This is a genomic window from Ruegeria sp. SATB045 (assembly GCF_059613525.1).
In genome coordinates this window covers 1-25,513 of record NZ_JBXWSR010000028.1, presented here as the reverse complement: position 1 = coordinate 25,513, position 25,513 = coordinate 1, and the positions used below count along the sequence as shown (strand labels likewise).

The 25,513-nt window shown below is 57.8% G+C and carries 22 protein-coding genes and 1 tRNA gene; 11 read left to right on the top strand and 12 right to left on the bottom strand.

The genetic code is table 11. The features are described from left to right. Window positions 1-59 precede the first annotated feature (59 nt). Complete coding sequence (locus AC2FNR_RS15295; RefSeq protein WP_170652438.1) at window positions 60-287, bottom strand: hypothetical protein; 228 nt, start codon at window positions 285-287, stop codon at window positions 60-62. Window positions 288-502: 215 nt separating this feature from the next. Here AC2FNR_RS15295 and AC2FNR_RS15290 point away from each other — a divergent pair, with 215 nt between their 5' ends. From AC2FNR_RS15290 to AC2FNR_RS15275, 4 genes are all read left to right on the top strand, one after another. Then, window positions 503-1,726 (top strand): MobA/MobL family protein, encoded by a 1,224-nt coding sequence (locus AC2FNR_RS15290; protein WP_496849846.1) that lies wholly within the window; start codon window positions 503-505, stop codon window positions 1,724-1,726. Window positions 1,727-1,883: 157 nt separating this feature from the next. Further along, a complete protein-coding gene (locus tag AC2FNR_RS15285; RefSeq protein ID WP_496849844.1) occupies window positions 1,884-4,037 on the top strand; it encodes a hypothetical protein in 2,154 nt (717 codons plus the stop codon). Next, complete coding sequence (locus AC2FNR_RS15280; RefSeq protein WP_496849842.1) at window positions 4,030-4,464, top strand: hypothetical protein; 435 nt, start codon at window positions 4,030-4,032, stop codon at window positions 4,462-4,464. The genes AC2FNR_RS15285 and AC2FNR_RS15280 overlap by 8 nt, the downstream gene beginning before the upstream one ends. Before the next feature lie 274 nt (window positions 4,465-4,738). Beyond that, complete coding sequence (locus AC2FNR_RS15275) at window positions 4,739-6,352, top strand: recombinase family protein (RefSeq protein WP_496850329.1); 1,614 nt, start codon at window positions 4,739-4,741, stop codon at window positions 6,350-6,352. Here the strand turns inward: AC2FNR_RS15275 and AC2FNR_RS15270 are convergent. The 7 genes from AC2FNR_RS15270 to AC2FNR_RS15240 form a co-directional block, all read right to left on the bottom strand. Further along, window positions 6,309-6,385: transfer RNA gene (locus AC2FNR_RS15270), tRNA-Met, on the bottom strand. The genes AC2FNR_RS15275 and AC2FNR_RS15270 overlap by 44 nt on opposite strands. Before the next feature lie 84 nt (window positions 6,386-6,469). Continuing rightward, a complete protein-coding gene (locus AC2FNR_RS15265) occupies window positions 6,470-7,444 on the bottom strand; it encodes an alpha/beta fold hydrolase (RefSeq protein ID WP_496849840.1) in 975 nt (324 codons plus the stop codon). A 1-nt stretch (window position 7,445) separates the two neighbouring features. Continuing rightward, window positions 7,446-8,918, bottom strand: coding sequence for a flavin-containing monooxygenase (locus AC2FNR_RS15260; RefSeq protein ID WP_496849838.1), 1,473 nt, complete (start codon window positions 8,916-8,918; stop codon window positions 7,446-7,448). A 104-nt stretch (window positions 8,919-9,022) separates the two neighbouring features. Next, window positions 9,023-11,443, bottom strand: a complete 2,421-nt coding sequence (locus tag AC2FNR_RS15255) for a GcvT family protein (RefSeq protein WP_496849836.1) — start codon at window positions 11,441-11,443, stop codon at window positions 9,023-9,025. 112 nt (window positions 11,444-11,555) lie between these two features. Further along, window positions 11,556-11,795: a hypothetical protein gene (locus tag AC2FNR_RS15250; protein WP_170751500.1), complete on the bottom strand. Its 240-nt coding sequence runs from the start codon at window positions 11,793-11,795 to the stop codon at window positions 11,556-11,558. A 48-nt stretch (window positions 11,796-11,843) separates the two neighbouring features. After that, entirely contained in the window at window positions 11,844-12,998 is a 1,155-nt protein-coding gene (locus AC2FNR_RS15245; RefSeq protein WP_496849835.1) for an aromatic ring-hydroxylating oxygenase subunit alpha, read from the bottom strand. A 100-nt stretch (window positions 12,999-13,098) separates the two neighbouring features. Further along, complete coding sequence (locus AC2FNR_RS15240; protein WP_496850327.1) at window positions 13,099-14,004, bottom strand: LysR substrate-binding domain-containing protein; 906 nt, start codon at window positions 14,002-14,004, stop codon at window positions 13,099-13,101. A 264-nt stretch (window positions 14,005-14,268) separates the two neighbouring features. Here AC2FNR_RS15240 and AC2FNR_RS15235 point away from each other — a divergent pair, with 264 nt between their 5' ends. The 3 genes from AC2FNR_RS15235 (at window position 14,269) to AC2FNR_RS15225 (ending at window position 17,337) form a co-directional block, all read left to right on the top strand. Then, window positions 14,269-15,816: a trimethylamine methyltransferase family protein gene (locus AC2FNR_RS15235; protein ID WP_170751497.1), complete on the top strand. Its 1,548-nt coding sequence runs from the start codon at window positions 14,269-14,271 to the stop codon at window positions 15,814-15,816. A 64-nt stretch (window positions 15,817-15,880) separates the two neighbouring features. After that, window positions 15,881-16,612 carry an SDR family NAD(P)-dependent oxidoreductase gene (locus tag AC2FNR_RS15230; protein ID WP_496849834.1) on the top strand — a complete coding sequence of 244 codons (732 nt, stop codon included), beginning with the start codon at window positions 15,881-15,883 and terminating at the stop codon, window positions 16,610-16,612. Further along, window positions 16,609-17,337, top strand: a complete 729-nt coding sequence (locus AC2FNR_RS15225; RefSeq protein WP_170751493.1) for an SDR family NAD(P)-dependent oxidoreductase — start codon at window positions 16,609-16,611, stop codon at window positions 17,335-17,337. Before AC2FNR_RS15230 ends, AC2FNR_RS15225 begins: the two co-directional genes overlap by 4 nt. Here AC2FNR_RS15225 and AC2FNR_RS15220 read toward each other — a convergent pair whose 3' ends face one another. From AC2FNR_RS15220 to AC2FNR_RS15205, 4 genes are read right to left on the bottom strand one after another with little or no spacing between them, the layout of a single operon-like run. Further along, window positions 17,338-18,678, bottom strand: a complete 1,341-nt coding sequence (locus AC2FNR_RS15220) for an NAD(P)/FAD-dependent oxidoreductase (protein ID WP_496849833.1) — start codon at window positions 18,676-18,678, stop codon at window positions 17,338-17,340. It abuts the gene before it with no gap. After that, complete coding sequence (locus AC2FNR_RS15215; RefSeq protein ID WP_496849832.1) at window positions 18,675-20,171, bottom strand: aldehyde dehydrogenase; 1,497 nt, start codon at window positions 20,169-20,171, stop codon at window positions 18,675-18,677. The genes AC2FNR_RS15220 and AC2FNR_RS15215 overlap by 4 nt, the downstream gene beginning before the upstream one ends. A gap of 3 nt (window positions 20,172-20,174) precedes the next feature. Beyond that, the gene (locus AC2FNR_RS15210) at window positions 20,175-21,092 is read right to left on the bottom strand and encodes a dihydrodipicolinate synthase family protein (RefSeq protein WP_480867098.1); all 918 of its coding nucleotides are present in this window, start codon (window positions 21,090-21,092) and stop codon (window positions 20,175-20,177) included. A 7-nt stretch (window positions 21,093-21,099) separates the two neighbouring features. Continuing rightward, window positions 21,100-21,807 (bottom strand): GntR family transcriptional regulator, encoded by a 708-nt coding sequence (locus AC2FNR_RS15205; RefSeq protein WP_170353316.1) that lies wholly within the window; start codon window positions 21,805-21,807, stop codon window positions 21,100-21,102. Window positions 21,808-21,928: 121 nt separating this feature from the next. Between AC2FNR_RS15205 and AC2FNR_RS15200 the strand changes: the two genes are divergently transcribed. The 4 genes from AC2FNR_RS15200 (at window position 21,929) to AC2FNR_RS15185 (ending at window position 25,323) form a co-directional block, all read left to right on the top strand. Next, window positions 21,929-22,879: a GlxA family transcriptional regulator gene (locus AC2FNR_RS15200; RefSeq protein ID WP_480867100.1), complete on the top strand. Its 951-nt coding sequence runs from the start codon at window positions 21,929-21,931 to the stop codon at window positions 22,877-22,879. Window positions 22,880-23,290: 411 nt separating this feature from the next. Next, a complete protein-coding gene (locus AC2FNR_RS15195; RefSeq protein WP_209195153.1) occupies window positions 23,291-23,797 on the top strand; it encodes a hypothetical protein in 507 nt (168 codons plus the stop codon). Window positions 23,798-24,354: 557 nt separating this feature from the next. After that, entirely contained in the window at window positions 24,355-24,774 is a 420-nt protein-coding gene (locus tag AC2FNR_RS15190; protein ID WP_496849831.1) for a nuclear transport factor 2 family protein, read from the top strand. Between the two features lie 12 nt (window positions 24,775-24,786). After that, entirely contained in the window at window positions 24,787-25,323 is a 537-nt protein-coding gene (locus tag AC2FNR_RS15185) for a GNAT family N-acetyltransferase (RefSeq protein ID WP_496849829.1), read from the top strand. Window positions 25,324-25,513 lie beyond the last annotated feature (190 nt).

Below are 25,513 nucleotides of genomic sequence, written 5' to 3'. Positions count from 1 at the left end.
GGCCCAAGTCAGCCAACCCTTCCGAGAGCCTGCAGTGCCCCAAGAAGATCTAACTGGGTTTATAGCCCTAACAGCTCTCGATCGGAGTCGCGTGAGATACGCTCGTGCAGAAGCCTGAGCAACCGATCCGCTTTGTCTCTCTCAATTTCCTTGAGAAGCTTCAAAACAGCAGCGCCATAGATAATCTTTTTGCGCGTTTCATCGCGTCTCCGTTGTTTGCTCGCCCGGGCCTGAAGGTCCCTGAGTCTCGCGCGCGCCTGTTCGATTTGTTGATCCAGGTCCGCCATTTCGTCCTCCCTTTTCAGTGGTCGAACAGGAAATGCGGCCTGGATCCCGGCTTCGCTCCCCCTGCGTGAAAACGTGGCTCCGCCAGGCCGCCTTGTGAGCGGCCGTCCGCATGCCCGTTGTGCAATGCGCGCAGTTACGCAAACTTGGGGTTTGCCTGCGCGCCTGCCGCGGGCTTTTTTGTGCGGAGTTCGGGTTGGGACCCGATGTCCTTTACATGATACATCCCGCCAGCAGACTTGAAGTCATCCTGCATTCTCGTGCCGACGGTCGCTCCGCCGTCAAATCCGCCGCTTACACCGCGCGCACCACCTTTCGGGATGCGCGGGTTGGACGACGGTTTTCGCCGGGCAGAAAGGGTGGCCTCCTGTCTCATGAATTGATCAACTGGACAGGAAACGCCGAGGAGCTCTGGAACGCTGCTGAGCGTTCGGAACGCCGAAAGAATGCAAGAGTCATCCGCGAACTGCGCCCATCCCTGCCGCGCGAGCTACCGCTTCCCGAGCAGGTCTGGCTTGTCCGCGGCTTCTGCCTCTGGCTTCGCGATGAATACGGCGTTGCCGTTCAAGCCGACATTCACGCGCCGCGTTTCTTGTGCCCTGAGGAAGAGAAACGGAACAGCGTGGGCAAACTCGAACTGACGCGAGAAGACTACGAGCAGAGGCTCTTCAATCCATCGAAGACCAACCTGAATTTCCACGCCCACATCCTGATGACGACGCGGAAGGTTGATAGGATTACTGGCGATTTTGGTGAGAAAACGCGTGTTCTTGACGACAGAACCTCAGGCCCCGGAGAAATCAAGCGTATCCGCGGAGAATGGGAAAAGCGGACCAACGCGGCCCTGCGCAAGATTGGCTCTCCAGCGCGGGTTGATCTTCGTTCGTATGCCGAGATGCTCGAGACAGGCGATGCACCGCAAGGCCTGGCAAGACAAGATCATGTCGGGCCACGCAGATCCGCCAGGTCGCGCCGCAGACTGCAAGAAAGCGGAAGCGACGACACAGTTGCCGGAGTACGGCGCCAGGCTGTCCAAGAACACAATTCAACACTCTGGCACTCCTGGTTGCAGCTGCGCGCCCTGGAGCGTCAGAGAGATGACCTCGAAGCGGATCGTATCGCGCGGGAGAGAGAGGCTGCTCGCAAGAAAACGGCCAGCAATGAGAAACGTCGAATGCTGGAGGCGCGATCCGGCCGCGAAGTGAAAGCAGCGCTGGAAGCTTCGTCGCAAATAGAATGTCTCAGAACTGAAACAGCATACCAGAAAGCGGTGCGATGGGCGACAGAAGGCATAAACGCCGATCCCTTAGATATCCTCGATGAGGAATTCTCCTTTGATGTCGACCTTGAGGCGTATCACCCACCTCAGCTCCAGCAGAATGATCGGGTTTCCAACATACCGCGTGTAAGAACACGCAAGCCGCGTCAGCGTAGGCGATGACACCGATGCCAGTTTTTGCGGGGCGCAACACTTGATGCGATCTACAATGTTTGGATTCGAGCCGTTGATCGGTTGACGAGCATGGTGCGTCACCCGGGCCTTGCCTTTCTTTGCTTGGATTTTTCTGTGCCTACAACCGTAGAGCCAATTCCCGCGAATGAAGCACACCAATCCGCGCGACTTTGCCCCGCATTCAGATGACATCCACACCGTTTCGCCAGAGGAATACGTTCGACTCCTCCATCCCTTGGGTGCGGTCGGTAGACCTGCCGTTCTGATCAAGAATTCCGAGGAGGCAAGCCAACAATTCACACGCTCTCCGGATGGAATTGTAGCGTGTCTTCATGCGCTGCTGGATCGGACGTCGTTCATCTCGTTGAACCGGTTCAATGGCCGACGCAGGAACTCCAGCCTGGCAAGTCTAAATGCGCTCTATGTCGATCTGGACTTTCACAACGATCCCGGCTGGCGCGCTGAGGGTGAAGAGAACGTTCAGGCAGCCGCCGCGGGCCATCTTCTGATGCGCGGTGTCTCTGAGCCATCATTCTATTTGCGGACGGGACGAGGACTGGCCGCAATCTGGTTGATCCATTCGATGCCACCGGCTGCACTATCCCGCTGGCAGGCGGCAATCCGGGCATTGATGGATCTGCTTGCTCCCTTTGGTTCGGATCGTTCTTGCAACGACCCAGCTCGCGTCTTTCGCATTCCCGGCACTCGAAACGAGAAATCGGGCCGGGTCGTTCGGGTATCAGGAGGGAATTCCCAACGCCAGGATTTCGATGTCCTTGCCGATCAGATTTTTGCCGCCGTCGGGCGGCCCACACGTTCCGAGCTCGCAGAGCACCGCAAGCAACGTCAGCATTGGGCATCGGGCGCCCGGACAATGCCCCGAGGTTTGACGCAAGCTGAGCGTTTTGAACAGATACGCAAAGATCTCGAGGCTTACCGGATTCACCACGGTGGGGTGATCCCGGAGGGACACCGAAACACGTGGTTGCATTTCTATGCCACCTGCCTGAGCCATCAGTCACACCCCCAAGGCATCGAAGGTCACATTCAACGAGCGGCAGACACGGCAACGCCCGGGCTATGCCAGGTCGAAACAAACGCAATCATCAAGCAGGCTCTCGCGAAGTCAAAGCTGCAAGCTTCCGACAATGCACGCGAGAGTGAGAGATATTGTTACCGGGGCTCGACGGTCGCGGAGCGTCTCGGCGTATCAGCGGATATGGCGCGTCAGTTGAGCATGCGTCAGGTGATGCCAGCGGTCGAGCGTCTTCGTAGAAAATCGGAACGAGAACGACAGCGACGTGCCGCGCAGGGGAGTGCCTCCCGCGACCAGTACCTGCTGGAAAACAGCGCATCGAGAAACAAGCCCTGGCTGAACTATGGTCTTGGTAGGTCCCAGTATTACGCGCGCAAGAAGGCCGGAACACTCCCCGACCTACCAGTTGCTCCGGACCGGACAGGTCCATGCCCACTACAGGGGAACCATTCTGGACACAGAGAACTCTGTGGCCCTCCAACAGAAGTACAGCGGTCGGAAAGACCCATCGACCGACCCATCGGGAAAAATTCGAGCTCGCTGATGACAGATCGGAAAGCTGCAACAGACCAGACAACAGCGCACGGACGAGAACCGAAACAGCGGAAAAGGCAGGTCGCCCACCTTCGACTGCGCAGTCCGGATGTCGCGCAGCCGAAAGTGGGAACCAGCCCAAACACGGTGGAAGACGCGGCTCTTTTCAACTTCGATGAAGGATGTCTCATGACACTTCAAACTGAAATCGCGCTGCCCTCCGAGAACTGGAAATCCCGTTTGAAAGTTGGCGATGTCGTCGCGTTTCGCTTCCCCCATGAAACGATGGGAGAGGATGATCCCAAAGTTCGGCCGTCGCTGGTTATTGATGTCGAGAAAATGGCCGGTGAGCGCTTTGCGGTTCTGGCTTACGGCACAACGAACCCCTGTCCACGCAAGCAGGCCTATTGCGTCGATGTGCGTTCGGAAGAGGAGCGGGAACAGGCTTCTTTGAGGGCGCCAACACGCTTCAATGCGGCTCGAAGTGTTTCCGTATCTGTCAACAACAGCGGCTTCGACAGAAACTCCGATGGAACGCCCGTATTGGGTGAACTCGCCGACGCAGCGCTGGATCGACTTCATCGCGTTCGCGCACGAATACATGCAGAACGCGATATCCGGCGCTCCCGTAGGTTCGGCAGCAGAGGCTCGGGTCGAAAGATACGCGCCGTCACGGTTGAAACGCGGCGCAAGGGACGGCCGGATACGCGGGAGGTGCGCTATGTATGATAGCATCGCACAGCAGCTATTGCCCATCGAGGCAGCGATCCTCGATGCGCTCAACATGGTGCCCTCAGCGTCGAAGGCACTCGACACGCTAATCGACAATCTGGAGCCCAGTGGCGCGCGCATTGCTTATCGTTTTGGCTCACGCCTCCGTGCGGGTGAAATGTTCGGTGATCGCGATCTCAATGATCTCGAATCCCTGCTCCAACCTGTCTTGGCTGAGATAGAAGCCGGATGGGTGAGCGAGGTGATTGCAGACGAGAATTGCCCGGGCGGTGCGTGGATCAACAAGCGGCTGACAAATCGAGCAGCCGAATTGAACCGGACCGTTGAACCTTTGGTGGCGCTTCAAAGATGTCTTCAACTCATCCAGAACCTGCGTCGAGCCGACCGAATAACACGTCGAGTGATCGCTGAAACGCAGACTTAGCCTGCAGCCTTCGGAGAGCGTTTCTCGCTCTCCGAACCGTTCGGATTAAACTGCGTTTCTAAATTTTCCAAAGGAGACCGATCTCACGCTCGTTGAAACATAAAGCGAGCACCATGACAGTTCAAAAACCGATCCAAACCGATTTTTCGATTTGTGAAGAGATCACCAAGTCCCCAGCAGCAAAGCAAAACCCGACGCCAGATGTTGGTTTGCTTGAGCTCGTCCGGGAATTGGCCCGGGCGGCAGCACAACAAGACGCGAGGAACTCGAGAGAATGCAACGCCGCGCTGCGATCTACGCCCGCTATTCGACCACGCTCCAGTCGGAGCGCTCCATTGAAGATCAGGTGGAGCTCTGCCGACGCTACCTGACAAGTGAAGGCTATAGGGAGGTCCGGACATTCGAAGACAGGGCCAAAACCTCTGAGACTCTGATTGGGCGAGTTGGTTTTGCTAATCTTCTCGAAGCGGCGAGTGCGGGGGAAATTGATGCACTGGTCGTGGAGTGTGTTGATCGGATCAGCCGGGACGCAGGTGATCTTCATAAGGTGCATAAACTGCTTAGCTACGCTGGCGTCGAAATCATTTCAGCCAGCGAGGGGGTACAGTCGGAACTCCAGATTGGCCTTCGCGGCTTTGTCGGTACGGTTTTCCTCAAAGATCTGCGTGAAAAAGTGCATCGCGGAATGTCAGGCAACATAGCCAAAGGTTTGAGTGCCGGCGGTAAGGCTTATGGTTACTCACCTATTGCGGGAAAACCCGGGGAGCTCCAGGTCAAACCACACGAAGCGGAAGTTATTTGCCAAATCTATAAGGCCTACGCAGAAGGAGCCTCCCCGCGAGATATTGCTCATGATCTCAACGCTCGCGGTGAGTTACCGCCTCGTGGGACGAAGTGGAACGCGTCAACGCTGAATGGAAACGGCAAGCGCGGCTACGGTATTCTCAGAAATTCCCTTTATGCTGGCATACTCGTTTGGGATCGCGTCAAAATGGTACGAAACCCGACAACAGGCAAAAGGGTCAGCCGTGAAAAGCCGGTCAAAGACTGGAAATTTGCGGAAGTTCCGCACCTTCGTATTGTCGAAGAGGAACTTTGGGACGCAGTTCAGCGGCGTTTGACCACGCAGTCTGCGGCCAAGCGATCGGGAAAATCGACCCGAAACCCTGTGCGCCCGTTCTCGGGGCTGATCAAATGCGGGTGCTGCGGTGGCGGCATGTCGATTCATGACAGAAACGGCAATACCATCCGCATCCGTTGCTCAACTGCCAAAGAGAGTGGCTCCTGCAACAATAACGGGAAGGTTCGCCTCGACAAGATCGAGAGCGCTCTGCTGACCGAACTGCGAAAGGAGTTGTCTGAGCCAACCTACATCGATGATTTCATCCGCACCTACAATGAAGAACGTCGCAAACTCAACGCAGCGGACAAACCGGACAGGAAGAAGCTCGAACGCGCGGTAGCAGAAGCTAACAAGCTGCTATCGCGCCGTATTGAACTTTTCGAGATGGGAATTCTTGAAGGAGTTGAAGGAGAGGCAAAGTTGACTGAGGCCAAACAACGCGTTTCGGTTGTAACGGACGTATTGGCCAGCTTTGACGAGAAGGAGAAGGCGCTCGAATTCAATCCAGCGACAGCATCCAGGTATGTCACTGCACTGGATGAAATGATCTCTTCCATGCAGGCACATGACGGCAATCCGAACCCAAAAGCGCGTGACGCGGTGCGCGGCTTGATTTCGGAGATCGTTGTGTCTCCAACCGAGAAAGACGGCGTGCCAGTCGAGGTGAAGGGCCGCCTTAGCGCCTTGGTATCAAATCGTTCCAAAAAGCTGGGGGGTTTGGTGGTAGCGGAGGAGGGACTTGAACCCCCGACACGCGGATTATGATTCCGCTGCTCTAACCAACTGAGCTACTCCGCCATGGGTGAGAGGCGATTTAAGCGAGGGGCCCAAGAGGGTCAAGAGGGAAATGGCCCCCGTGCGAGATTCTTTTTTAACCCAGTCTCACGTCGTTCCGGTATCGGAGTTATCAACCTCTACTGTGCTTTTGGCGATGCGACGAATGAAGTCGGCGCAGGTGTCGGGTGCGGTTATCGGGATCATGTGACCCAGCCCCTCAAGCCGCTCTTCGGACAGGCCGAATTGAGCCATCGGGGCGCCATGTGCCTCGGGTGAAAGGATCGCGTCCTGTGCGCCATACAGGATGCCTCCGGGGGTTTTGAGGTCACCGTAGCGGGCCACTTGTCCCTCAAGGCTTTCGTCAATGCCGACAATGTCCTGCGAGGCGGTTATGAATGCCGAAGCGCGCAGGCCCAAAGCCCCACCAGCGCGGTCGAGAAAATCACTGGGCGCCGGTTCGGGATCAAACACTGCGCTAAGTGTATGTGGGGCAGTTTTTGCGGCAATTGGAACGGCAATGGTGTTGCCGATAAAGGTGCGCAGCCATTGGGTGCGGATCTCTAGCGGTTTAAACACGGCGGGCGGCCCGGGCATCACCTGTGTCAGCGGGGCCAGCAGGGCCAATCCTCTTGTTTGTTCAGGATAGTCCAATGCCATGGCCAATGAGACCGCCCCCCCGAGCGAATGCCCGACAAGGATTGCATCAGACACGCCTTTGGTGTCCAGAAACTCCTGTATCATGCGGCCCTGTTCCGGTAGTCGGCCCAGTTCAGCAGTATCGCGGGTCGAGTAGCCGCAGCCGGGGCGGTCCACAGCGAGGACGTGGTAATCATCGGCCAGCAGGTCGACCATCGCATAGGTGTAGTGTTGCAGCTGCCCACCGAGGCCATGAATCAGCACAAGCGTCTGTTTGGAGGGGTCGCCTTTTTCGACATAGTGGATATTGCCTCCACGCACAGGAGTGATCTGACCCAGTTGAGGAACACGGACAAGCCCGTCGCGGGTCAGTTTTCGGGTCCAGACATTCATGACCACGAAAAATGCGGCGATCAGAAGGACAAGGATCAGAATTACGTTCATCTCAATTCTCCGCGTGTTGGGAAGGAAGGGGTTGGTAATGTTCTAACCCCGAGCGCGCCATACGCTTTTCAAATTCGGATACAGTGCCGGGCCATAGCGTGGTGTTGCGGCCTTGGGCGTCCTGATACCATGACGTACATCCGCCAGCCTGCCAAACGCTGTCCGTGTGCCGGTCATGCATTTCTTGGGTGAAGGCCGCCTGTTTTTTGGGGTCGGGCGTTACAACCTGCAGACCGTCGCGCTGCATTTCGTCCAAAACACGGCCGATATGGCGAACCTGCGCTTCTATCATCAGCACCACAGAATTGTGCCCCAATCCCGTATGGGGCCCAAGCAGAATGAAGAAGTTCGGGAAGCCTGCAATCGCAGTACCCAGATTGGCTTTCATTCCGTCAGCCCATGCGTCGCGTAGGCTTACACCGTCGTCGCCCGAGATATTCAGATACTCGATCATATCGGTGACGTGAAATCCGGTGCCCCAGATCAGTATATCGGCCTGTGATTGGGACCCATCCGCAGCTGTGATCTGATCGCCCTCGATTGAGGTCACGCCCTGCGGCACAACAGACACGTTGGAACGCGCAAGAGTTGGATACCAGTCGTTCGAGCTGAGGATACGCTTGCAGCCAATTTGGTAGTTGGGCGTAAGCTTGGCGCGCTCGTCCGGGTCACTGATCGCCTTTTCCATGGCAGAGCGCCACATCTTCATGGCAAAATTCACAGCGCCTTTTTCTCCGCGAAAAACCCGGTGGCGGTATTCGAACACCATGTAGATCAGCTTGCGGCGCAATTTGGGTAACATGGGAACACGCTGGTACAGCCTGCGGACCCACGGCGCGATTGGGCCATCCGGGCGCGGCAGAACATATGGGGCGCTGCGTTGGTAGATTGTGACATGCCCCGCCATTTTCGCGATCTCGGGGATGAATTGGACTGCGGAGGCTCCGGTGCCGATCACCGCGATACGTTTACCCGACAAAGAGACGTCGTGATTCCACTGGGCAGAGTGGAAACTTGGCCCCGTAAAACTGTCCGCGCCGGGGATGTCTGGAATGCTGGGCACGTGCAGTGCGCCTATGGCGGAAACCAGTATCCGCGACGACCAATGCTGCCCGTCTTCGGTTTCAACCTGCCATCGGGCTCCGTCCCACCGCGCGGATTTAAGCTGTTGATGAAAATGGCACAGATCGTACAAGCTTTCGTCTTGTGCGACTTTACGCAGATAAGCCTGTATTTCCGCCCCGCCTGCGTATGCGCGGCTCCAGTCAGGGTTCAGATGAGTGGCCATTGAATAAAGATGCGAAGGCACATCGCAGGCAACGCCGGGATAGGTGTTTTCACGCCATGTGCCGCCGATATCGCCCGCTTTTTCAAGGATCGCGATATCGGTAATCCCGCGCTTACGGGCCTCAATCGCCATGATCAGCCCCGAGAACCCGGCACCAATAATCAGCATGTCGGTCTTGTGTTCCACGCGCCCCGCCCCTCCCAAAACGATCCAGATGGTATGTGAAGGATATAGGCAGGGCAGGGCGCGTGGATAGGGTCTCGTAGGGTCAGGGGTAGATCACGGTTCGATCAGGCGCGCAGTTTTTCACCTTTTGCATCGAACGGAGGCTCTTGCAGGATGGTGGCCTTGTGCGGGCGGCCCAGCACCATCACTTCGACCTCATCACCGGGTTGAGCGTTTTTGACATAACCCAGCGCCAGGGACATGCCGACCGTGTAGCCATAAGTGCCCGAGGTCACACGGCCGACCCCTTTTCCGTCCTTGAAGATCGGCTCACCACCGGTTGCGTCGGCATTGGACGCCGTAACGTCGGCCTCATCCAGATGCAGCAGGACCAGCTGCTCTCGGGCAGGGTTTTCAAGAACCTTTTGCGCGGCCTCCTTGTTCAGGAAGTCTTTGTCGAACTTGCACAAACGATCCAGCCCAACTTCGTGCGGCCAGTGTTCGGGGCTGTATTCGCGGCTCCATGACCCATAGCCTTTTTCGACCCGCAGCGACATCAGTGCGCGACTGCCCACGGGGCCTGCACCGAATTCTTTGCCAGCTTCCAGCAGTGCCTCATATAGCTGCGCCTGATCTTCGGTCTTGCAATGCAACTCCCACCCCAGATCGCCGGTGAAGGACACGCGGAGGGCCAGAACTTCGACGCCTGCAAGCTCGATCATCGCGGACCGCATGAACGGGAAGTCCTCGGTTGCCAGCGACGTGTTGGTCAGGCGTTGCAGGATCTGGCGCGATTTCGGACCGGCGACGTTGAAGCCGCACATGGCTTCGGTGTGGCTGTCGAATGTGGTGCCTTTGGGCAGCGGAACCTGCTTGAAGAAGCGTTTGTGATATCGCTCGGCCATACCCGAGCCGATGATCCAGAATTCATCCTCGGCCACGCGGGTGACAGTAAAGTCCCCGGCAATGCCGCCGCGTTTCGAGATCAGCGGCGTCAAGCAAGACCGGCCAAACGCCTTGGGCATGGTGTTGGCGAAGACTGCATTCAACCAGTCCTCGGCACCCGGCCCTTTGCAGACGTATTTGGCAAAGTTCGAGATGTCGATGATGCCTGCTCGGTCGCGCAACATCTTGCATTCTTCGCCCACAGGGGCCCACCAGTTCTGGCGGGTAAAGCCGTTGGTATCCACCGTGCACGGCTCATCCGCGAACCATAGCGAATGTTCCCAGCCGACATTCAGGCCGAATACCGCACCCATGGCTTTTTGGGTTTCGTAGATCGGGCGCACGCGGGCAGGGCGGCCTGCGCTGCGCTCCTCATTCGGGAAGTGGATTGCAAAGCGGTGGGCGTATTGGTCCTGCACCTTGGCTTTGGTGAATTCCTTTGTGGCCCAGGTGTCAAAGCGGGCCATATCCCAGGCGAACATGTCGTATTGGGTTTCGCCTTCGATGATCCACTGCGCGGCCATAAGGCCCATGCCACCGGATTGCGAAAATCCGGGGATGATGCCGTTGCAGCAGAAATAGCCATCAACCTCGGGTACCGGCCCCATCAAGACATTCGAATCCGGAGACCAGATCATCGGGCCGTTGATGACACGCTTGATTCCGGCCTCACCTACAGCAGGAAGGCGTTCGATAGCGTTCATCATGTTCTCTTCGATCCGCTCCAGATCGTCGGGGAACAGGTCATGGGCGAAGTCCAGCGGCGTGCCGTCCTCGGCCCAGAATTTCATGTCTTTCTCATAGGCCCCGACCAACAGGCCGTTGCCCTCTTGCCGCAGATAATATTCTCCATCCCGATCACTGACCGAGGGCAGGCGGGTGCCATGCGCCTGCACATCTGCCATTGCCTCGGTCACAAAATACTGGTGTTCGGTGGGCTGCAGAGGCAGCTCGATTCCCGCCAGCCGCGCCACTTCGCGGCCCCACAGACCGGCGGCATTCACCACCCAGGGCGTTTTGATGTCACCCTTGGGGGTGCGCACGATCCAGCTGCCATCCTCTTGCTGATCGGTTGCCGTAACCGGAGTGAAACGATGAATCTCGGCCCCGCGCTGGCGCGCGCCCACCGCATAGGCATTGGTCACGCCCGACGGGTCCACATTGCCGCCATCGGGTTCGAACATCACGCAGCGGATGCCGTCATAGTTGACCAGAGGGTTCAGGCGTTGGGCCTCTTCAATGCTTATCTCATAGAAATTCATGCCATAGAGCTTGGCCTTGGCCGCCTGCAGGCGAAGCTGATGCTCGCGCTCTTGGGTCTGCGCCAGATAGAGCGAGCCGGGCTGGAACACGCCGCAGCTCTGGCCTGTTTCGGCCTCAAGCTCTTTGTACAGGGTCATGGTATAGTGCTGAATGCGGCTGATATTGGTGCTGTCATGCAGCCCGTGGATATTCGCCGCCGCGTGCCAGGTTGAGCCCGAGGTCAACTCGTCCCGTTCCAGCAGCACCACATCTGACCACCCCAATTTGGTCAGATGATACAGGATAGAACACCCGATCACCCCGCCGCCAATTACCACCGCCTGTGCATTCGTTTTCATGAGCCTGCCATATCCAAGTTGGGTTCTTCGCGCTTTGTGTCACCAAGGGTGTTGCGCGGACAACGGACATAAATTTCAAGTTGAGTTGAGCGAGTTTAACCTGACGCTAATCTCAGAATTCCAACCGATGAGCGCGCCCGTAGGCGGCCAGTCGTGCGTTCAGGGGCTCTGCCTCAGGCGCGCCGGATTCCAGAGCGAACACAAAGGCATGGGTCAGATAGAAACAGGCCGCGTCGATATCCTGCACCGCTTCGCGTTCGTCTGCGGCCATCGTGTAATAGCGAATGAGGGCGCCATGATCGTTGTGATCATGGGCCTCAAGCAGCAGGCGATCCAGATCGGTCTTGTCCATCGGGTCTCCGTCAGGGCCGATCAGCAAAAAGCCGACCAGCCCGCTGTCTTACTCTGCGCGACCATTTTCGATCTGCGAGGCAACCCAATGGTGGAAGTTATGGGTCGGACCGTCCATCGCGGGCGAAAAACGACCTCCGTCGAACAACACTCCGTGGCGGCCTTTCTGCATCCCTTCGACTACAAAGACGTCTTCTTCGAATACGGTCTTCCACAGCTGCGCATTCGAGGCGCGCAAGCCGTCGTGCTGCGGTGTCTCGTCGATGCTTTTCGCATAGTAAAGCTCGATGTGTTCGACCGTGTTTTCCTGGTCAACCGGCTCCAGCACAATTGCGAAGGCGTGGTCTCGCTGCACGCCCAGCAGGACATTCGGGTACAGCGCCACATATTCCGCGCCCTCATTCCATTTGTCGCTCAGGCCGTCAAAATCATCAAAGGTAGCGCCGTCTTGGTCGGTCAGCTGTCGATAGACCAATGTGCCCTGACCCGAGTAATGCCCGCGCTCTTCGATATTGTAATGGTCTTCCAATCGGGAATAGCTATTCAGGCCGGGGTGGACCCAAGGCAGGTGATAGCTTTCGCAATAGTTTTCGACTGCCAGCTTCCAGTTGGTCTTGACCTCAAGCTTGAACGAAGAGGTCTCGCCACCGTGATGCACCGGTTTGTCGAACTCTTTCCAACGGTCCATTAGCGCGGCGTGGGCGTCCTCGAATGCGGGGGCGTTGCCGTCCACGTTTACAAAAATCACGTCGCGCCAGACATACGAGCGGACCCGGACAAGACCCAGATCTTTGCGGTCAACATCCTTGTGTGTGTTGTGGCCGGGGCCGCCCACATGAGGGGTCGCGCGTAGCTCGCCTTTCAGGCTGTAGCACCAGCTGTGGTAGGGGCAGCGGATCGCGCCGCCGATCTTGCGGGGGGTGTCGACCAGTATCATGCCCCTGTGGCGACATGTGTTCTGGAATACACCGATTTCACCATCCCGGTCGCGCACGATCAACAGGGGCATGCCCAGAAAATCGACCGGTTTGGCATCGCCTTCCTCGGGAACGTCCTTGCCGAACCCGATCCCTGACCAGTTCGCATATAAGACGGACTTACGTTCCTCGGCAAAGACGACCGGGTCGATGTAATGCTCGTTCGGCAGACCGTTGGCCACATTCACATCGGCCAGAACCGAGGACAGCGGGCTATATTTATTCATCGGGCTCTCCTGAGGGTATTGCTGGATGCGTTTCATCCGTTTTGGCGGAAGGGGCTGCCTTTTCTCAATACCAGAAAACCTCATCAGTGGGTGACTTCACCTAAACCGAACCATCCCGTACCTCTTGAAGGATCCAGTTTTTCAACGCGCGTGCGCTTTCAGACAGTTCGTCATCCGGCCGCCCTACAAGGTAGAATTGGTTAGGCGCGGTCAGGTGATGCGGCCCAAGGGTCACCAGTTTTCCCGATTGCAGCATGGGTTGAATAAGGCGCTGCCAACCAAGCACCAGGCCTGCCCCTTTGCGCGCCAGCTGCAACGCGACCGAATAGCTGTTCACGCGGGATACGATCGGGATTTTACCGGGGTAGCCAAGCTGCTGGAACCATTCGGGCCACGTGGTCCAACTGCGGTCATCTGATTCAAGATGAATCAGGCGCTGTGCGGCAAGCTGTTCCAGATCGGCGCCGGTCAGTTGCCGGGCCAGTTCCGGGCTTGCCACAGGGGTCAAGTGGTCGCGAAACAGTGGTGTATGCGATAGGCTAGGGTCACTATCGTGACCATAGCGTATAAAAAAGTCGATATCCGGCCGGTCACGGAATGGTCTGTCCTGCGCGATTTGATCCACGTTGACCTCGGGCATCTCGCGCCAGAATCGGATCACAGCCGGCGACAGCCACAGGGCTGCTACGGCGGTCGTGGATCCGACAGTGACCTTACCCACCGACACGCGACCACGAATTGTGGCCAGAGTCTTTGAGATGTTGGAAAATGAAGATGACAGTGCCTCGAACAAGGCTTTTCCGTCTTCTGTCAGTTCAACCCCGCGATGCTTGCGTTGAAAAAGGGTCGTTTCCAAATCGCCTTCCAATGCCTTGATCTGGTGGCTGACAGCACCGGGCGTCACCGATAACTCTTCGGCCGCATTCTTGAAACTCAGATGCCGCGCGGCGGCTTCGAACGCGGCAAGCGTTGTCAGCGGGGGTAGGTTGTAGTGACGTCTGGACATAATCGCAGGGACCTTGGGTGATGCATTCGCATGAGTTTGGTTCATGTCAATATCGGGGTATCCGTGCAAGAAAACCAGTGTTCTCAGGTTTTTTGAAAGCGATTGGACAAAGCGATCAACCGGCTTGCGGCCCCGCACGGACGCCCGGGGTGACGGTATTCAAAGCAGGCATCTGTGTCGTTTCCTGCAAACAGGTTTCGCAATCAGTGACGTAGGACGCCTCCGAATCCCTCAATCTGGACCACAAGATCGGAGGACTGCCCAATGAACATTCGCACCGCAACCCGCGCCGGAGGCCGTCAGGCCCGCCGCGCCCTGCGCACCGCGCCGAACTTTGACATGCTGCCTGGCCTGACCCGAGGCATTCCTTTGTGCGAAGTTATGGATGGTGCGCAAGTAGACCGTATCGATGCGGCCTCGATGGACATTCTGGAAAATGTGGGTGTTCAGTTTCGAGACCCTATCGCGTTAGAGGATTGGAAACGGGTTGGGGCCAAGGTCGAAGGAGAGCTGGTCTATCTGGACCGCGGGTTGGTGCGTCAGCTGATTTCCTCGATCCCAAGCGATTTCACCTATCACGCGCGCGATCCGCAAAAGAATGTGCGCTTGGGCGGACCGCATTCGATCTTTGTGCCAATGACCGGGGCGCCGTTTTTGCGCGATCTCGATGATGTGCGCCGCAATCCGACGCTGGATGATCTGGCGATGTTTCACAAGTTGTCGCATATGCTGCCTGCGTTGCATTCCAGCGCGCACCACATCGTTGAACCCTATGACCACCCGATCAGCCAGCGCCATCTGCGGATCACCTATTCGTCGATGAAACATTCCGACAAGACTTTCATGGGCATGACCACCAGCCCCAAAAACGCCGAGGACGTGATGGAGATGTGCGCCATTCTGTTCGGCGAAGACTACCTAGAGGATCACCCCGTCACGACCGGTAATTGCAACGGCAACTCGCCACTGGTCTGGGATGAGACGATGCTGGGCGCGATGCGGGCGTTTTGCCGTCGCAATCAGCCGGTTCTGTGTTCGCCCTTCGTCTTGGGCGGCGCAAACACGCCTGCCAGCGTTCCCGCCACTGTGGCGCAGTTGAACGCCGAGGCGTTAAGCGCGCTGGCTTATACGCAGGTCATTCGCAAGGGCGCACCCGCGATCTACGGGCATTACCTGTCAACCGTTTCGATGAAATCCGGCGCGCCGATGGCGGGCACACCCGAGATCAGCCTGATGAATTTCATGATCGGCCAGATGGCGCGGCATTACGGGGTGCCGTGGCGGACCTCGAACACACTGGGCGGGGCCAAGACCTTTGACGCGCAGGCCGGATACGAATCCGCCACTACCTTGCAGGCGGTGATCCATGCGGGGGCCAACTATATCTGGCATTCGGCGGGCTGGAATGAGGCCGGGATGCACTGTTCCGTGGCCAAGTTCATCGTCGATGCCGAACAATGCGCCATGGCCTATCGAATGGCCGAGGGGCCGAAGTGGGGTGATTTCGATCAGGCTTTGGCGGCTGTGCCGGATGTTGGCCCCGGCGGGCATTACTTGGGTCATCCGCACACGCAGGACAATTTTCAAAGCGCCTTTTTCATGCCCGAACTGTTCGACAACAACTCGATCGAGCAGTGGCAGGCCGAAGGCAGCATCGAGGTTACGGAACGCGCCCTGAATCGCGCCAAAACTCTGCTGGACGAATATCAGGAACCGAAACTGGACGAGGCGAAGGATGAGGCCCTGTTGGACTATATCGCCCGGCGCGAACGCGAAATCCCGGCCGCTGACGAGTTGAATCAAAGCTACTGAAATCATCTCTCCCGAAACTTGCCCGCCCGTCCCCTCGGGCAGGCTTTTTCAAACCAGAGGTACTATGGACCTGACAGGAAAAACCGCCCTTGTGACCGGGGCCGCAGGCGGGATCGGAGCAGCCATCGTGCAACGCTTGCGCGCCGCCGGGGCACAGGTTGCCGTGGCTGACCGCGACGTGGCCGGGATCGCTGCCGACGCCCACTTGCCCGGAGACCTGCTTGACGCATCTTATGCCGACACGCTGCCGCACGCCGCCTCGGATGCGCTGGGCGGGTTGGACATCGTGATCAATAACGCAGGTGTCATCACGCGCGGGGCCGTGACCGAGACGACGGACCCGGACTGGGTGCTGTCGCTGGGCGTGAATGTCGAGGCCCCGTTCCGCATCTGCCGTGCTGCCATTCCGATCATGGCTGCAGCGGGGGGCGGGGCCATCGTAAACACTGCGTCTTGCTGGGGCCTGCGCCCCGGCCCGAAACATGCCGTTTATTGCATGACCAAGGCCGCCATTGCCTCGCTGACGCAATGTATGGGGATGGATCACGCCCATCAGGGTATACGTATCAACGCAGTTTGTCCGAATGAGGTGAACACGCCTATGTTGCGCTCGGGCTTTGAAAAACGCGGATTCGATCCCGACAGCGCAGTTGCCGAGTTGGGCCAGACCGTCCCGCTCGGTCGAATTGCCGAACCCGAGGACATTGCGGATGTGGTGATGTTTCTGGTCTCGGACGCGGCGCGGTATATCTGCGGGGCCTTGTTGGAAGTGAACGGAGGCAAACCCGTCGCATGACCCGATTTGAAGGAAAAACCGCCTTGGTGACAGGCGGGCGCAGCGGGATCGGGCGTGCCATTGCTCAGCGTTTGCGGGATGAGGGCGCGCAGGTGTTCACCGCGCAGCGCGGTGCGGATGCCAATGGGATCGAGGTCGATTTCAGCGATCCCAACGGCCCGAAAGCCGTGGTCGATCAGGTCGTCGACAGGGCGGGGCGGCTGGATATCCTGATCAACAATGCAGGCATGATGCAGGAGGCCCGCGTTGACGAAATGAGCCTTGAGGATTGGCAGCGCACTCTGACCGTCAATCTGACCGCGCCGTTTCTGCTGATCAAAGCCGCGCTGCCGCATTTGCGAAAGGAAGGGGGCAGCATCGTCAATATCGGCTCGATCGAGGGTTTGGGCAGCAATCCTGGCCACGCCGCCTATGGCGCCTCCAAGGCCGGGCTGCATGGTTTGACCCGCGCCGTTGCCGTGGATCACGGGGCCGAGGGCATTCGCTGTAATGCAGTTGCACCCGGTTGGATCGACACAGAACTGAACGTGGAATTCATCGCCTCGATGCCGGACCCCGAGGGGTTTTCCGAGGATATCAAACGCATCCATCCCGTCGCCCGTACCGGCCAACCCGCCGAGGTGGCGGCTTTGGTCGCGTTTCTGGCGTCGGACGAGGCCAGTTTCATCACCGGGCAGGTCTATACGGTTGACGGCGGGCGTATGGCCAAGCTCAGCTTGCCCTGATTATTCATCCCGCGCCCGCCACTCCTTCCAGCGCAGTACCACATTCGCTCCAAGCTCGCGAAAAGGCTGTGGAGGCAGGCGTTTTGGCGGTTGTTCCTCCTCAAAATGGCGGGTGATGTCGGATTGATGTCCGCAAGCACGTTCCGCCGCAGCGATACCCGTCAACGTGCCGCGCGCGGTGCCCAGCCCGTTCTGAACGCAGCCCGAGAAAACACCGGGTTCGATCTGCCGCGCGACCGAGACGCCGTTCAGGCTCAAGCACAGATGGCCCGCCCATTGGTATTGCATTTGCAGACCCGCCAACTGCGGAAAGCGCTGATCGAACTTGCGTTGCATGACGCGGGCGGCCCGGTTCAGATCGCGCGCTTTCGCCGCCATACCGGGGCGCAGCGCGGCGCAGGTGCGGGTAACGATCCGGTTGCCGCCCTGACCGCTATCAATCCTACGCATCGTCGTTCCCATCGGGTCGGACGGTGTCACACCCCAGCGTGACTGCCCGCCGATATGGGCCATCTGCTCGGCGTCCAACTCGGTTGTCATGGCGGCAAACAGGAACAGTTGCATCAGCCGGTCGGTCTCGATCCCGAAGCTTTCCAGATGCCCGTTCACCGTCAGGATCACCGTGCCCGTGCTGACCGACCCGTGCGCCGTTTGAACTTGCCACGCGTTGTCTTGTTTCTGAAACCCCGTGACCGCCGAGTTTTCAAACACCGCGACCCCATGTTCGACCAGCCCCTCTGCCAAGCCGCGCACATAGCCCGCCGGTTGCAGCATCACCGTCCCCGGCGTGTAAAGCCCCGAGCGATAGTGGCGAGACCCGGTCAACTCATGCATCTGCTGTGGGTCCAGCATTTCACTGATCTCGCCGAGACTGGCCAGATGCTGCGCGTAGCTTTCGTTATGAGTGTGACCGGCTGCGCTGGCTGCGCCGTTTACCTTGCCCGCCGGGTCGAAATAGTTCGGGTCGATCTGGTATTGCGCGACGGCCTCACGCGCAAAGGCGATGGCCTGCCGGTTCAGCGCGATCATCGCCCGGTCATCGCCCACGCCCGCATAATCATCCGAGGCCAGATCATGCGGCAGGTCGATCATAAAGCCCGAGTTCCGCCCCGCAGCCCCCTCGGCGACACGTCCGGCCTCTAGCACCACGATCTTGGCGTCGGGCTGCAATTGGGTCAGTCGCCGCGCCGCAGACAACCCGGCAAACCCGGCACCGATGATGGTGAAATCGGCGGTGATGTTGTCGCTGAGTTCCAGCGCTGGCGGAGGATCGCCCAGAAGGACGCTCCACGCCGCTGGCCCGCGGTGGAGGGGCAGGGAGCGAGCGGTGTAGCTTCTCAATCCACCGCCTCATCTTCGTCATCGGCCAGATCAATCCAGATGGTCTTCAGCTGGGTGTATTGATCATGCGCGTGAACGGAATTGTCGCGCCCGCCAAAGCCCGATTGCTTGTAGCCGCCGAAGGGCGTGGTGATGTCGCCCTCACCAAAGCTGTTCACCGTGACCGTGCCCGCCCAGATCGCCCGCGCACCGCGAATGGCGCGTTTGACATTGGCCGTGAAGATCGAGGCGCACAGGCCATACTCGGTGTCATTGGCGATCCTGATGGCTTCATCAAAGCCTGAGACCTCGATCACCGACAGCACCGGGCCAAAGATCTCCTCTTGCGCCAACACCGCATCGTTTCCGGGCACTTCGACCACCGTGGCCTCGACAAACCCATCCTTCGCGGTGCCACCGATTACGACATTCTCGGCCTGTTCAAGATAGCCGCAGACCTTGGCGAAATGCCCCGCGCTCACCAGCGCGCCCATACGGGTTTCCGGGTTCAGAGGGTCGCCGATATTCCACTGTTTCGCGTGATGGGCGATGCGTTCCAGCAGTTCAGCCTTCACGTCCTTATGCACGATCAGGCGGGACGCGGCCGAGCAGTTCTCGCCCATATTCCAGAACGCGCCATTGACGATATGCGCGGCTACACGGTCGAGATTCTCGGCATCCTCCATCACGATGGCGGGGTTCTTGCCACCCATCTCAAGCACCACCTCTTTTGCGTTGCTTTCCGCCGAATAGGTCAGGAACCGCTTGCCGGTGACGGTGGAGCCGGTGAAGGACACCATGTCGATATCCATGTGCCGGCCGATGGGCTCGCCCACCTCGGTCCCGCCACCGGGCACGATGTTCAGCACACCGCGCGGCACCCCGGCTTCCATCGCCAGTTCGGCCAGCCGCAGGGCGGTCAGCGTCGTCTCGGCCGCTGGTTTTACCACTACCGAACAGCCTGCCGCCAGAGCAGGCCCGATCTTCCACGCCAGCATCAGCAAAGGGAAGTTCCAGGGCAGCACCAGACCCACGACGCCAATCGGCTCACGCACCACCATGGCGATGTGATCGTCGCTGGCGGGCGAGACCTGATCGTAAATTTTGTCGATCGCCTCGGCGTGCCATTTCAGGCAGTGAATGGTCTCGGGCACGTCCACGGTTTCGCAGTCATAGATGGTCTTGCCGCTGTCGATGCTCTCCATCACCGCCAGCTCGCGGGCATTTCGCGTCATGAGCTTGCAAAGACGGATCAGCACGTCCTTGCGTTCGGACGGGTGGAGTTTCGACCAACGGCCATCATCAAACGCCTCGCGCGCCTTTTCGACGGCAAAATCCACATCGGCCGCACCACAGGCGGCGATATCTGTCAGTTTCGCGCCTGTTGCGGGGTTCACCGTCGCAAACGTCTGGCCCGAGATCGCGGGGCGATAACCACCGTCGATGAACGCCCCGGTGGGCAGGTCCAGCCCTGCGGCGATGGATGTGTATTCGTCCTGTGTCAGCAGTTCCATGCTTTATTCCTCCGCCACGATGTCAGCGATTGTCTTTTTCAGCACCCGTGTCACCTGTTCTAGCGCGCGCTTGTCATCCTTGTTCAAACCTTTCAGCGGAGGCCGCATCCCCCCCGCATCAATCCCGTTCATTGTGACGCCGTGCTTGATTGTCTGGATGAACTTGCCGCCCTGTTCCAACACCCGCATCAGGGGCATCATCGCCGACATGATCCGTCGGCCCTTGGCGAAATCGCCTTCGACGACGCAGGCTTGGTACAGAGCCACATGCTCGGCAGGCAGAAAATTCGATCCGCCGCAGACCCAGAAGGGCGCACCCCAGGCGAAGAATTCCAGTGCCTGGTCATCCATGCCGCAGCCCAGCTGGATATGAGGGTAGTCGCGCGCCAGCAGATGAACCCGGTTGATATCGCCCGAGCTTTCCTTGATGCCGCAGAAATTGCGGCTGCGGCCCACGCGGTCAAGGAACTCCTCTCCCATCATCGTGCCGGTGCGGTGTGGATAGTTATACAGCATGACGGGCAGGTCGGCGGCTTTGTCTATGGCCAGCGCGTTCAACGCGTTCTCGCGGTCGGTGGGCACCGCATAGGGCGGGCTGGCCAGCAGGATCGCGTCCGCGCCGATCTCTCGCGCGCCCGAGGCCAACGCAATCGAATCCGCCGTCAACATCGCACCGGTGCCGACCACCAAGGGCAGACGGCCCTTCAACTGCTGATGCGTGAAACGTGCCAGTTCCAGCCGTTCTTCGACCGTTTGGGCATAGTTCTCACCCGTTGACCCGCCCGAGATCAGCCCATGCACGCCATGGTTGATCAGAAACTCGATCACCTGCGCCAGAGCATCCCAATTCACGGACCCATCGGCGTGGTAGGGCGTGACTACGGGGGTATAGATCCCCTCAAATTTGAAAATCGGGTTCATTGCGTCCTCATGCAGGTTTCGACAGGGGCGCGCCCATGGGCACATCCAGCGCGTCAGGCATCACGAACAGCTCAATCTGATCGCGTGACAGGTTCCAGTGGTCCTCGGCCAGCTGCGCAGCAGCCGCCTCATCGCCCGCCTCGATGGCGGCGATGATGGCGTCGTGCTGGGTGCTGGCCTGGGACAGGTTCTCGGTCATTTTGGCTGTTTGAGGCCGGTAAAACGTCATCCCGATACGGGCGTGGTCAATCAAAAGCCGATTGAACGAGGGCAACAAGTAGACATTGCCCGACATCTCGCCGGTCACGTCATGGAACCGGTTGTTGGCCAGCGCGCGATCTTCGGCGGACCCAGCACGCAAAGCCGCCTTGAACGCCTGCTGCGCATCCTTCAGGGCGTCGATCTGCGTTCCTGTGGCGTTCTGCGCAGCCAGCCGCAGGATGGCGCCGTAAACCATCGGTGCGGCCAGAAAGAAATCGCGTAGGGTGGTATATGACATCTCGGACACGCGCGCAGACCGGTTGGTGCGCAGGTCCAGATAACCCTCACCGGCCAGTTGCCGGAACACCTCGCGCAGGGGCGTGCGGGACAGGCCGAACGCATCAGACAGATGTGCCTCATCCAAATCGGTTCCAGGCTGCAGGCGCAGGGTCAAAATACCGACCTTCAGATGTTCGGTCAGGTCCGCTTTGCGGGATTTGCTGTCGTCTTTCACCTGGTCCGCCCCATTCTTGATCGATTCGTGTCTGGTCTTTCATTCTGTATTCTATAAAAATACAAGTTGTATACAGAAAAGAATCGTGCAGCATAGCGCCCCATAGAAACCGGATCTGTTCATGCGCAAAACGCGGCACATCACCTTCATCTTGATCGAGGAATTCTCGCACCTCGCATTCTCCTGCGCGGTCGAACCCTTGCGGATCGCCAACCTGGTGAGTGAGCAGACGCTTTATGATTGGACGTTAATTTCAGAAGATGGAGAGAGGGCTGTTTGCTCGAACGAACTTGTGACGCTGGTGCATGGTGGTTTGGGCGATCTGCCAAAGACGGATCAGTTGTTCGTTTTGTCCGGCATTCATATGCGCAACCACGTCACCCGTTCGCTTTTGGCTACTCTTCGCCGGGAACGGGCGAGGGGAACCGCCATTGGTGCCTTGTGTTCCGGCGCGTGGCTGCTGGCCGAGGCGGGGTTTCTAGACGGAATGCAGGCCGCGATCCATTGGGAGTACCATGACGCCTTTATGGAAGCATTCCCCGAGGTGAATCTTGTTCGTAGTGTCTTTGTGGCGGATGAAAAGCACATAACCGCATCCGGAGGCACAGCGACTGCGGACCTGATGCTGCACCTGATTGAGCGGGATCACGGCGAAGAGCTGGCTGTCGCTGTGGCCGACCAGATGGTTTACAACGCCGTGCGAAATGCGACCGCTAAACAACGCGTATCGCTGCAATCGCGCAACGGGATGCGCAATGCCCATCTGGCCAAGGCGATCCACATAATGCGCGATTGTATCGAGTCTCCGATTTCTCCTTCGCAGATCGCCGATGGGCTTGGCATTTCAACCCGACAGTTGGAGCGTTTGTTCGGCAAATACCTAAACACCTCACCCAAGAAGTATTTCATGGAACTGCGGCTGGAAAAGGCGCAAAGGCTGTTGCTGCAGACCGAAGCCTCGGTCACAGAAGTTGCCATGGCATGTGGTTTCGAAAGCCCCGGTCATTTTTCGCGGGTGTATCGCTCAAGTTTCGGGGTCACGCCTCATGCGCAGAAAAGCAAGATCGATTGATTTGTGGTGACGGGGGGAGCCGCTCTGTCAATTGGCGAGGTGGGCTGGACATGCGCTCACCCCCGTGTTCCCGCTTGTACCCCCTCGTTAAAATCCAACTGGTCAACAATTCCGCGAGATTGACTGTGTTTAAACCGTAATATGGGCGTAACTATTGCCAGAACATGTCAACTCCGCGCTGTTTTTTGGCGCGGAAACGATCATCCTGCCTCATTTTAAATGCCTCTTCTGGGCCACAGTTTGGCCCTTAAAGATAAGTTAATCTTAGGCATGTTTGCCTTAAGCGCGAGTTTGTGGCACTTTCGTAAAGTCAGAAATCAGCCTGACATGTTAATTTATGGCAGAAAATCACATTCGAATGGCCTTGAAGTTTCCCATGTCCTTCTCAGGAGTTAAAGCTGGAGGACCGAAATGAATTTAGAAACTCAAGAAACTGCAATTTTCTCGGGTTTGCACGGCTTGCCTGTCGAACAGCGCGAGGCGCAGATTTGTGAAGCGGCACAGTCGGCCCAAACGGCATTCGAACAGATTTCCCAAAGCGCATCCTGCAACATGGAAGCGAGTGGTGATTTCCAGAAGCGGGTTTTCAAAATCTTTCGGTGGTATTTCTTGTCTGCCTTCTGCACCCGGTTGTTGTCCGAATCCGTCCATCGGCTTGAGCATCAGACCCTGCAGGTATCTATGGATATATGCAGCGCGGTCAAAATGATCCTGTCCGAAAGCGATGTGGAAGAGTCGATGGCGCTGGTTCGGGTTGAAAAGACTTCTCCGATGGTGGTCAGGGCCAACGACATCGGTGCGCGCGGACATACTGTGGGATGGGTCGCCGCTGGGCTGCACGAAAAAGGCCGGAGCTTTCCGGGCGAGATAGAAAATGCTCTGGCAGGAGCGTTGGCTGCGTCCCGCCGTCTGAACTAATTCATAGCTCTGAGGTGTTCAATTGCGCGGCAAATGGCGGTGATGCTGCGCAATAACGCATTGTCGGCGCAGGGACATTAGGCTTAGTATCCGCACATCTACATATTGTACTGTAAGGTGGTGCTGCTGGAGAGAATTGAACTCTCGACCTCTCCCTTACCAATGTGTTTGCCTAGTTCTTTGCCAGAGTTGGACGTAAGCCGAACGAATTGGACGCAGCAGTATAACTGATTGCTCTTTCTGGACTTTTCACAATGTTGGATTTGGAAGCTGCAGCAGCTAGTTGGATCGTATTGGACTCCGCTCCCCTACTAATGCCCTACTAATGCCCCCGCCCCGCCAACGGCTCTGGGACAACCCGCATGGTAGCACAGTCCGGTTTAGACGGATGTCGCGGTGTATTGCGAAACTTCAATGGAGAGATCGAAAGCGGACATTCAGGCCAAACGCGGCGAAAGCCTGCTTCGAGTCCGAGGCGGACGCTCCGGCCCAAGATTTTGAAAGTTGGATTAAATCGTCTAGACTTCGTGCAGATGGCAATCCGATTGAGTTAAGCGATGTCTGATGACTTTGAAATCAGGAAATTGATTGGGCAACACTTTGAGCCTATGCGATGGGGCGAGGTTGATGAGCCCAATTGGGGAAAGTTTGGAAACGATTTCCTTGCGGACGCAAAGTTATGCGGCGCGGTACGCCCAGCGCAGCTTCGATCGCTTGAGCAGTTCGTAGATCGGATGGAAACGGTCGCTAGGAAGAATCTGCGCAGCTTTGAAGAACACACCCGTGGAATGAAGATCTTGCGCTTTGGCAATATCGCGGTTGTTCTTGCAATGTCGGAACTTGTGGAAAACGGCAAGGACGTCAGCCACGACATCAGTGGGTATCTGCTCGTTAAGTCTGATGGCCGTTGGTCGATCATGGCTCACGCTTGGGATCAGGCGGACGAGAACAACCCGGTCCCGGAAGAATTGCACTAGCCTTTCAAGGAAATGAAACCGAAACTTGCAAATATACCAACCCTTGAAACAGAACGCTTGAACATGCGTGCACCGCTAGCTTCAGATTACAAACCGTTCGTCGAGTTCCGTATGTCAAAACGCGCTCAAGGCGTCGGTGGACCATTTACGCGATCAGAAGCATATGGCCAATTCGGCGAGCTGTTCGGTCATTGGATTCTACACGGATTTGGCCGGTGGGTCGTTGCTGACCGCAGGACAGATGAGCCGCTTGGTGTTGTTGGTCTTTGGTTTCCAGAGGGATGGCCGGAGCCCGAGGTGGCATGGTCGGTTTTTGCAAGTGGGGAGGGCAAAGGCATAGCCTTCGAAGCTTCACTCGCCGCTCGAAATTTTGCATACTATACCCTTGAGTGGACAACGGCAGTTAGCCTCATCATGGAAGGCAATACTCGGTCGTTTGCTCTAGCTGAGCGCCTGAACGCGACATTTGAAAAAACGTTTCAACACCCCGCATTAGGCGCGATGCAAGTCTGGCGCCATCCTAAGCCAAGTATTAAGCCGCAGGAATAGAAGCGAGAACTTTGCGGGGAGTTAATTCAATAAGGGATCATCCAAAATCTTCGTCCGCTTAGTCCCGCTGAGCAGTCATTCGGAGAGGCCGCAGCGAACGACTGCACTGAGCCGATTGTGTTGAAAAACTCTGCTTGAACTGGGCTTTCACCGCTGATTCACTTCTCCCGAGGCGAGGGAGAGCTGGCGA